This is a genomic window from Bacillus sp. S/N-304-OC-R1 (genome assembly GCF_019749375.1).
Lineage (GTDB): Bacteria > Bacillota > Bacilli > Bacillales > Cytobacillaceae > Cytobacillus.
The window spans coordinates 47,241-57,537 of sequence record NZ_JACWFE010000011.1; the positions used below are offsets into that span (position 1 = coordinate 47,241).

Annotated in this window: 6 protein-coding genes and 2 pseudogenes; 6 read left to right on the top strand and 2 right to left on the bottom strand. The window is 36.2% G+C overall.

Annotated features, from left to right (window positions below):
* Positions 1-698 precede the first annotated feature (698 nt).
* Both H0173_RS10305 and H0173_RS10310 read right to left on the bottom strand, forming a co-directional pair.
* On the bottom strand, positions 699-1,217 hold the full coding sequence (locus H0173_RS10305; protein WP_221846364.1) for a hypothetical protein: 519 nt from the start codon (positions 1,215-1,217) through the stop codon (positions 699-701).
* Between the two features lie 176 nt (positions 1,218-1,393).
* Positions 1,394-2,281, bottom strand: a complete 888-nt coding sequence (locus H0173_RS10310) for a hypothetical protein (protein WP_221846366.1) — start codon at positions 2,279-2,281, stop codon at positions 1,394-1,396.
* 485 nt (positions 2,282-2,766) lie between these two features.
* Between H0173_RS10310 and H0173_RS22275 the strand changes: the two genes are divergently transcribed.
* The 6 genes and pseudogenes from H0173_RS22275 (at position 2,767) to H0173_RS22745 (ending at position 10,112) form a co-directional block, all read left to right on the top strand.
* A complete protein-coding gene (locus tag H0173_RS22275) occupies positions 2,767-2,898 on the top strand; it encodes a hypothetical protein (RefSeq protein WP_260631134.1) in 132 nt (43 codons plus the stop codon).
* Positions 2,899-3,358: 460 nt separating this feature from the next.
* Positions 3,359-3,973 carry a CBM96 family carbohydrate-binding protein gene (locus tag H0173_RS10315; protein WP_221846368.1) on the top strand — a complete coding sequence of 205 codons (615 nt, stop codon included), beginning with the start codon at positions 3,359-3,361 and terminating at the stop codon, positions 3,971-3,973.
* 27 nt (positions 3,974-4,000) lie between these two features.
* A pseudogene (locus tag H0173_RS10320) lies at positions 4,001-4,465 on the top strand (InlB B-repeat-containing protein); the annotation flags it as partial.
* A complete protein-coding gene (locus H0173_RS10325) occupies positions 4,437-7,550 on the top strand; it encodes a DUF4073 domain-containing protein (RefSeq protein ID WP_221846370.1) in 3,114 nt (1,037 codons plus the stop codon). The pseudogene H0173_RS10320 and the gene H0173_RS10325, both read left to right, overlap by 29 nt.
* Positions 7,551-8,111: 561 nt before the next feature.
* A pseudogene (locus H0173_RS22740) lies at positions 8,112-9,167 on the top strand (HAMP domain-containing protein); the annotation flags it as partial.
* A complete protein-coding gene (locus tag H0173_RS22745) occupies positions 9,162-10,112 on the top strand; it encodes a methyl-accepting chemotaxis protein (protein ID WP_396021211.1) in 951 nt (316 codons plus the stop codon). The pseudogene H0173_RS22740 and the gene H0173_RS22745, both read left to right, overlap by 6 nt.
* The last annotated feature ends 185 nt before the right edge of the window (positions 10,113-10,297 follow it).

Below are 10,297 nucleotides of genomic sequence, written 5' to 3' on the forward strand. Positions count from 1 at the left end.
TCAATGGTTACTCTAAGAATCCTTTTTTTGAAAGATATAAAAGTAAAATGAAGATAATATGTTTCTACTTGAGAACGATATGAAATCCGCTTCTATAGGAAAAGCCATACAGTCTCTCTAGTTTCTAAAAATTTTAATTTGTTTTTGATTAAATTGAAAGTACATTCTTACATATCAGAACAAACGATGCTTGTGAGTGAGATTGGAAGATAATAAAAACCGTCTCTATTTCAAGAAATTTAAGTTGAAGAACTCCATAAATTACTAGCTTAAAATAAAAGGAGCCTGAATATGGAGCATATTCAAAACAAAGTGACCAGTCTTTTTGAAATAAGCTGAAGTCTTACGCAGTCTTTTAATTAGAAGAAATTCTAAAGCGGCTGGAGGTGCCCGTATAAGATGAGGTGCCTTTGAAGAACTATCCTATATGAAAAATTGCCATTTCTTAGAACTTATCAAGACCTAAATTAATAAAAGATAGATAAATTAAATGGCATTACATATTTTACATGACTAATATGTAATGCAATTATTCTTATTCAATAATTGCTCCCGATTGTTGAATATCGATTCTCTATTGCATAGTATCGTTGTACTATGCAGCAAAATACTCACTTAAATCATATGCCTTCTTAAACTAATGTCCCCGTTAGAGAAAATTCTGTTCCAAAATTCAACTTTATCTTTTAATATTCAATTTAATAACTGCTTTTATTTTGCAGTTCAGGGTTGTTTATAGGAGTGAAGCTATAATTGAGGCTACCTTTATGTTGTATAGTAAAGAACTGCTCATAGCTGCGCCCTTCAATATCTTCAAAAGATACGATGAATTTATAATCCCCTTCGGACCAATCCTTATCAAAGAATATTGGTAGTTTAACACTTTCCATAGCAGCTAATAGAAAAGGAGGATTAAGGTATAATCTAGTTTCCACCTGCTCTACAACCAAACAAACAGATAGCTGAATGTTTCTTGCAAGCGAAGGTGCTTTTTGCGTCATAATTAACCGTATAAAATTGTGATTTGCACGACGTAACGAAGTAACTCCATTACTAATTTCTTCCTCGACCCATCCCGATTCAATAATTTGATGATACTTTTTGGGGAAATCAGAACTAAATCTTTTGGCATCATTGTTGTTTGTTAGGATTATAAAACCATTAGGAGGATGAAGTTTTGTTTTATGTAAACTCATATCTTCATCAAGAGATACCATTACTTTAAGTGAAATTCTTCAAAAAGTCCTCAAAAACTGGAGTTGTTTATTGCGCAGTAAGAGTCAATACTTCATCTCCTTTATTATAAAATAGCCCGTTCGAATCGGGGCAAAGCTAATTCTTAAAGCAAAATAAAAAGAGCTCTACTAAGAGCTCTTAAAATGTTAAGTTCTAATTATCCTAGTGGAATAATCAAATTAATTGTATTATATTCATCTTTTATACCTTCTTCAACAATTACTCTGGTACTTTTCGAACTCTCAAGTTGAGATTCGAAAATGTTAGATTCTACAGAATCTCCATTAATGAAATGTTTATATTGTAGCAAAGGATTTTCATAAAAAATTGGTTTATAAGAATCATCATCTGTTTTTATAGTAATATATTTAGCACCGTTTGGACCGTTTGGATATTTTCCAACAAGCAAACCTTCAGTGACCTTAACAGTTGGCGGTGTTGCTTCGTCTTCCGTCGGTGGTGTTGCTTCGTCTTCCGTCGGTGGTGTTGCTTCGTCTTCCGTCGGTGGTGTTATCTCATCTGGTGTTGGTCTTGGTATAGTAGTGCTATCACTGATATTCTCAAATCTATCTTTGGCTTGTTCATAGTTAGTAATAATATCCGTAGCTTTTGAACCTTCTGGAAGTTTTAATTCTGAAATCTTTGAACCTTCTTTTACTACTAATCTAGCATCCTTATTAGTAATTTCAAGTTTGTGAATGTCACCAGTAGTATTCACAGTCACTTTTGTACCTGTGGAGATAACAAGATCTGTAATGTTACCCTTGCCGTTTAGTTCCACATTATTTTGAGCTGCAACTTCAAGAGTTTGAACATTAGCATTAATTTCAACAATTGTTGCACCATTAGTTATGATCAATTTTGGAATTAATACTCCTTCTTCAGCATTTATTATTGAATCCTCAGAAATTACTAATTCCTCAATTTTTTCACCTTGTTCAATAGTTACCACTGTTAAGTCTTTTGCGGATGCAAACGAAGATTGAAATACAAGCAGAAAAATCGTAAAGCTAATCAAACCTAGTGCTTTTGTAATAGAATTCACTATATGCCCACCCCTACTTTTTTACTATTATGAGAGGAATTTTAACACCATTTTTTTCCTGTGTATATAAAAATTTCTTTTATATTCTATACATATTGTACCGTTTGTTCATAATCTAAATAAAGAATCTAATATGTATACGAAAAGAGGATATATTCTCATATATTGAACATAATATCCTCTTATTAGTTTAGTCTATTTAATTAAATTGGAATGGTAAGTTTTTTATTAAGGATTTAATCAAGTGTGATTTATAGGAATTGTCTCCTCTAAATGGAAAAGATAAAGCGTTCCAAACCGGTTCCAATGAAACAAGATGATGAAATTTCATTATCAAACATTATGGAATCTGGACAGGATGAGGGAGAAAGAATAGAGAAAGTCAGTAAGCTTTTTAGTATCGTACAAGAAAAAATTTGACAGATATAAATGAAATCTATTTATAGGTTAAAAGGAAAATTGCAGTTGAGAAAGAGTGAACGCCATTGGGAGTTTCTAAGGGCGTTGTCTTATTTATTGGAGAAAAGTTTATTTCGATGGATTTCGCGTATACAAAGCTTGTTTATGCTACTAAAAAAATTATTGATTGCAGTGAAAAATTTGCGATTCAGTTATGACTGTAAGAAGCGGTATAAGGAGAATGCCTCATGTAGGTTTTATATTACAAATGAAAGAGAGAGGCAGATCCCAAGTTAATGCAGCGATAATACACTATACCAAGCGATAACAATGATATGTCTTGGGATATGAAAAATTTAGTGCAAGCTGCATAATCCATTAGAGTATCTCTTGATAAAGGAGATAGATTAAATTTTCCCCCTAAAGGTTCCAAAAGCTAGTTCTTAACCACATTAAAGCCAGTGCGTTTGCTGTGATGGGAATGAATACGAGTATAGTAAATCGTCCTCAGCGAAAATTAATAAGATTTTGAAAAAACAATTGAATATTTACCTTTTTCTGCCTTAAAATAAGCTAAAAGGTAGATTTTTGTCGATTTTTATCGAATTTAGAAAAAAGTAAAGGTCTAAAGAACTAGAATAGGAGTATTCAAAAAATTTGATTTGTGGAGAGATTATGATGGCTAAGGGATTTAAGAGAACAATACAATTATATTTATGTTTTTGTTTAGTTATGGTTAGCGGTGGATATTTAGGAATTTTTGAAAAGACCGCAAAGGCAGTACAAGATACTCAATCAAATAATGTAAATGTTTGGGCTGCTAAAAGTACTACATTTTTTGATGGTGAATATTATCCTGAGCCTTCTGTTGATGAATTTATGGATAGTGCTGAAAGCCCGGCGTTTCAATTTAATTTAGATGATGTGAATGGTGAAATAACTAGTGCCACTCTTGAACTTTTTGTCATGAGTACCCAAATTTCCCATGGAGATTCTCTTTGGGGAACATTGTATGAGATCTCAAATGATAATTGGGTTAACGGATATTCGACCTACAATCCTCTAACATATTCAGAAATTTCACGTCATGATTACAAATCTTCAGTCGTTGGTGAATTGGAGAAATTTGATGTAACTGATTTTGTTAAAAAGGAACTTACTTCTGACTCTACAAAAATAATCTCTTTCTTATTGCAAGGGGATAGGAATGCTAACCCTTCGAATCGTGTCCAAATAGCATCGGCTACAAACCCAACCCCTAGCCAACGTCCTGTATTGATATTAACGACATAATCCGGGAATGCAGAATATTCTGTCGCTTATAATGATAATGGGAGTGATGGCGGAAGTGCTCCAATAGATGAAGATAGCTACTACTTAGGGGAGAGTATTACAGTTGCAGGGCAAGGAACATTAATTAAATCAGGTTATACTTTTGATGGCTGGAATACTCAAGGGGATGGAATGGGTACTTCCTATTATCCGAATGAAATAATTAAAATGGGAGACAAGGATCTAACCTTATATGCTAAATGGACAAAACGATCTAGTGTACCAAGTGTTACTAAAGCTGTAACGAAAGAGGATACTATTAGCACCAATGGACTGGTTATCAATTCAGATCCAAGTGTTACTCATTATAAAATTAGCAATATTATGGGCGGAACTCTCTACAAAAATGATGGAACTTTCCAGATTTCGAATGGTGATTTTATCACGGCTGATGAAGGTGCTTCAGGGTTGAAATTTAGGCCAAATGATGATGCCAACTCCGCTGCAGGGTGATACATTCTCATTTGAAGTGCAATCGGCTCTCAATAATACAGGAAAAGGGTTAAGTGATGCTGTTGAAGCAACCATCTATGTAAGTTCGGTTAATGACAAGCCGACTGCCAAACCAGATCAATTGCCATCCATTCTGGAAAATTCAGATGAATATGTTATTCCATTTGAAACCCTATTAATGAATGATTTAACTGGACCTGCTAATGAGAGTGGGGAGACATTAACCATTCATTCTGTTTATCAAGGAATCGGCGGAAACGTAAGAATAGAAGGTTCGAACGTTATTTTTACCCCAGAAGTAAACTATCGAGGAATAGCTAGTTTTGAGTATGAAATTCAGGATAATGGTACTACAGATGGGAAGGATGACCCACCGGCAAGCCGTGGTAATGTGACATTTACAATTGATGCAAGAGCGGACAAGCCTACAGTAACCAATGCTGATACCAATGAAGATACACAAAGTACAGACGGATTAGTAATAACGCCAACTACAGCTGGCGGGTCAATAACCACTCATTTTAAAATTACTGATATTCAAGGCGGAGAACTTTACAAAAATGATGGAGCTACACCTATAGCAGATGAACAATATATTACAGTTGCAGAAGGGATGGCAGGGTTAAAGTTCACACCTAATAAGGATGAGTTTGGAACAACTGGATTTGGATTCAAAGTTCAAGCTGCTTCAGGAACAGATGGAAATAAATTAAGTGATCCGGTTACTGCGGCCATTATTGTTTATCCAGTCAATGATCCTCCTATTGCAGTAAATGATGATCTTCATGAGTTAAATTTTGGAGAACCTGTTGCCATTTTATTTGAAGAGCTATTACAGAATGATAAACCAGGCCCTATTAATGAGATGGACCAAACAATATCAATTACTTCTGTTCAGAATCCTATAGGGGGAACTGTTGAGATAAAGGATGGTAAGATTATCTTTACTCCTGATCAGTTGGGAGCAGCAAGTTTTGATTACACGATTGAGGAAAGTGGAAATAAAACCGATAAAGCGACTGTAAACTTTACAGTAATAGACAAACAAGGGCCAGTTATTGAAATATTAGGCGGCGATGAATTATATATAATGTTGGGAAACGAATATAAAGAACTTGGTTATAAGGCTGAAGTCGCCGTAGAACATGATTTAACGGGTAAAGTTAAAGTAACTGGCACTGTTAATACCAACCAATTAGGCACGTATGAACGAAAATACAATGTCTCCGATTCTAGTAACAATGCTGCAATAGAAGTAACGAGAAAAATACATGTGGTTTCAGCAGATCTAAGTACTATAATCGTTTCACAAGGTGAGCTCACACCTGAATTTGATAAGTCAATACCCGATTATAAAATGTCAGTAGCTTATAATATAGAGAGTATTGATATTACTGCAAGTACATTAGATCCGACTGCAACTATAGTATGCAATGGCTATCCACTTGGAAATAATGGTACCCAGCCAATTTCTCTAGTTGAGGGAAATAACGAGATAACGATGGTTGTGACTGCACGAGGGGGAGCTGCTAAAACCTATACATTAGAGGTTAAAAGAGGCTTTACACCGCCAGCAGAACCGCAGGTAACTGCAAATGATTTACAGAATATTATCATTGGTGCGGATAGTACAATGGAGTACTCGGTTAATAATGGAGATAGTTGGACAACTTATTATTCTGAAAATCCGCCAAGGTTTCCGGGAAAAGTAACAGTTTTAGTTCGTGTAAAAGCAGATGGTGAAAGACCAGCAGGGAAATCGAAGAGTCTTAGTTTTACGATAAACCCATCATCAAGCGGAAATAATGATGATAAACCGAATTTCCCACCTAACACTGAAGTCATCACAGTCGATGTAGATGGGGAAAATGGAAAGAATTTAACCCAAACTCCAATTATGCGAACAACTACAGCAGATGGTAAGGTCCATGATCACGTAACCATGTCAGAGGATATTGCCAAAGACACGGTCAAAAATGCAAAAGTGCAAGGCACTGATACGGCTCGTATTATTATTCCAGATACAAATGATCAAGTATCGGAAGTAATAGTTGAGATTCCAAAGCAGGCTGTAAAACAATTAAATGATGGAAATATGAACCTAGAGTTAGCTACTAATAATGTGATCATCTCCATTCCAACAGAATCAATTGAAACCTTTATTGAGGATCTATTCTTTAGAATTGTCCCTCTCAAATCAAAGGAACAACAAAAACAACTAGATGAACGGGCAAAGCAGGAAGAGGTAATTCAAGAGGCAGCAAAAAATAGAAACGTTAAGGTACTTGGGCGCCCGATGGAAATCGAAACAAATATGCAAGGTCGTCAAGTATCCATAATTCTGCCTATAAAAGATACCTTGCCGGCAAATGCCAATGAACGCCAAAAATTCCTAGGCAATCTTGCTGTTTATATTGAGCATAGTGACGGAACAAAGGAAATGGTTCAAGCAAAAGCTATATCGTTTAAGAATGCTGAATGGGGCCTTGAATTTAATGTCTCCAAGTTCAGTACATTTACAATTGTTCAGGTTGAAGGAGAAAATGGGGAAACATGTACAAAAGATAATCTTGCACCCGGTGTAATTGGTTGCCTAAACACAAAAAAGCAAATTCCCATATATGAACTAGTAAAAAATCGTCTAAAAAAGGTCGATCCCATATATGAACTAGTCAAAAATCGTCTAAAAAAGGTCGATGGGCTTAAAGGCGGACAATCGGTTCCTGCTTATGAAGCAATTTCTCCTATGCTCGGTCTTGGTGGAGACATTTGGGTGGAACGAACAGGAGTTATTCGATATGAAACTCCATCTAAAGCTATGTTAGCCAAAAATATGCTAACAGGATCAAGCCACCAAAAACAACTATGGAAGGGATCTGAACTGCATCCAGGGCTAGTTGGAATAATCACAGTATTAAAAGATACCGTTGTTTGGGAAAAAATCAACAAAACCAATAAATTGCCACGAATCTTAAAGAAAGGCGTACAATACAGAGTATACCGCTACGTCCCTGCCATGTATCAAATCGGAAATAACAAATATCTAGAACAAAACCAAGAAATCAACTTTAAAAAAATTAATTAATATCTAAAGGGACAGCTTGCTGTCCTTTTAATTTTTGGGAAAGAGGTACCTTGTCCCATTTTGTGTAAAGTAAATACGGGGAATGTCTGAACATTCCTCATGTTATATCATTTTACTTTCCTGCAATGGAACAAATGCAAAATAAAAGACTAGGCTATTTGCTATAGCCTGCTCTTTTACGGGCTGTTAAACTTCCATTAAAGTTACCTAAAGTCTTGAAGTGGGAGTCATACAGTACGTTTTTTGAAATAAAACAACAAGGAGACTGGGACACTGAACCTGTCCCCTTGTACCTGATGATTGAATTTAGTTAAATAGTCTTGTATTTTTCGATAATAATGGTTAAGTAGGTAAAATATACATAACGGAATGTAAAAAAGTAGTTGATTCCGGGTATATAGTTTTGTATATATTGGGTGTAGCTGAAAAGGTTAAGTAGATAAACCTAGGTATATGTTACTGTAAATCAATCAGGAAGGTGGTAAAAGGGATATTCTGAAGATGTAATTTTCAAATATTAAATAAAAGATGTAACTACATACATCAAGGAGAGACAGAGCCATGTTTAAGTCGATCAAGGGCAAATTAATTTTACTATTTACGACTCTATTAGTTTTAACGATAGTAGCCATTGGGCTATTCGTTGATCATAAGACAAAAAGTCAAATTGAGGGGAGTGTCATTGAGCAATCTAAGAGTATTGTTGCCGAGATCACCCATTCCCTTCAAATGACAATGGTTCAGTATGAATCAAGTATGAAATATGTAGCTGATTCGCCAGAAGTTGCAGGTTACATTCAAGCGGCTGGAACAGGGGAAGCTGGCGAGAGTGATAAAGCTAACGAGCTTGAACGATCATTTCATAATTATTTAGATACTTATAAGGAAGTAACCTCCATTTACGCAGCCAGTGCCAGGAAGGATCTGAAGATTGTTCCAGCAGTTGAATTGGGGCCTGATTTTGATCCAACTTCAAGGGATTGGTATAAGCAAGCGGCCAACAATCCTGGGAAGATTGTCTGGAGTGAACCTTATATAGATGCGGCCACAAACCAATATGTGGTCACAGCCTCCTATGCCATTCAGCAGGGTGGTCAAGTTGTTGGTGTAATCGGGCTGGATATGCACTTGGACAATATGACAAAAATGGTTGAGAAGGCAAAGATTAGTCATAATGGATATGCATTTGTTTTTTCAAAGGAGGGGACAGCAATTGTTCATCCAACTTTGCGCAATGAAAATCTAATGAATCTCCCTTATATAAAAAAGATCTATAGCGCTACCGAAGGCGTGTCGTCCTATGTACATGAAGGTGAAAGAAAGCTTCTCGTATACAATACTATGCCTAGCACTTCATGGAAAATTGGAGCAGCTTATAAATATGATGATTTATTAGCAGGGGCAAAAGAAATAAGAATCAATATTATTATTATTTCTTTGATCGCTTTAATTTTGGCTATAGCCGTTACTTATTTCACAGCATCTAAGATTGCAAAGCCTATTATCGCTTTAAAAGATGCGGTTACCCATATAGCAAACGGTGATTTAACAGTAGTAGCAAAAGTGGCTACAAAGGACGAAATCGGGCAATTAGGGATACATTTCAATGGGATGGTTGAAAAATTAAAGTCAGTTCTTCAAAGGGTAGATTCTTCTGTTGATGATGTAAAAGTTTCTGCTGAAAGCTTAAGTGCTGTTTCAGAAGAAGCTAATGCCTCCAGTGAGGAAATTGCAGCAGCCATTAATGAAGTAGCAAAAGGTGCTACATCTTCGGCTCAAGAAGCAGAATCCGCTAATCGATTATCTGATCAACTAAGCGAGCAAATAACGGATATCAGTTCACATGCTGCCCAAATGGCTGGTTTAGCACAAGAAGCGGAAAACATCAATCAAAACGGAATACAGCAAGTTAATCATTTAAGAGACTCCTTTACGGTTTCTCGTGAATACCTAGACTCCATGGAGGAAGTCATCCATGATTTAGCAAAGAAAATTAAGCAAATTGAAATGGTCATTAAGACGGTAACAGAGATTAGTTCACAAACGAACCTGCTAGCTCTAAATGCTAGTATCGAGGCTGCTCGTGCAGGCGAACTTGGGAAAGGATTTGCTGTCGTAGCAGAAGAGGTTAGACGATTAGCAGAACAATCTGTTGCCGCAACGGATGAAGTAAAGAGTACTATTGAGGCAATTGAGAGCGGAGCAATTCTAGCTGTTGAATCAATGATCAAAACGAAGGAAAATTTCGATCAGCAAGCAAATGTTGTCAAATCGACTGAGACCAGCTTCCGCTCAATTTCCGATACTGTCGACAAACTAAGACTATCCATTCTCCATATCCATCACGAAATGGATCATATCGAGCGAAGTAAATCAGACGTACTAAGAGGCATTCACTCCATGGCAGCCATGTCCCAACAAGCTTCCGCTTCCTGTGAAGAGGTTAGTGCATCTACCGATGAACAGGTCGTAGCCATTCAAACGGTTTCTCATTCTGCTGAGCAGCTTACAGAGCTAAGTAATGAGCTTAAAAAGGTTGTAGAGCAGTTTAAGCTGAAATAGGGATAAGTATTTGAGTTCCTCAGTGGTTGATAGGGTCAAGGGACAGGTTCACTGTCCTGTCATTTCCTGATTGAAGAACAGTTGGTGCTCTTCTGTACAGAGTACATTACATGTAAAATTTAATGCGAAGAACTAAGAAAAAAGCCCTATTTCTTTGATATGCTCCCCATTAGGTAGACAGATTA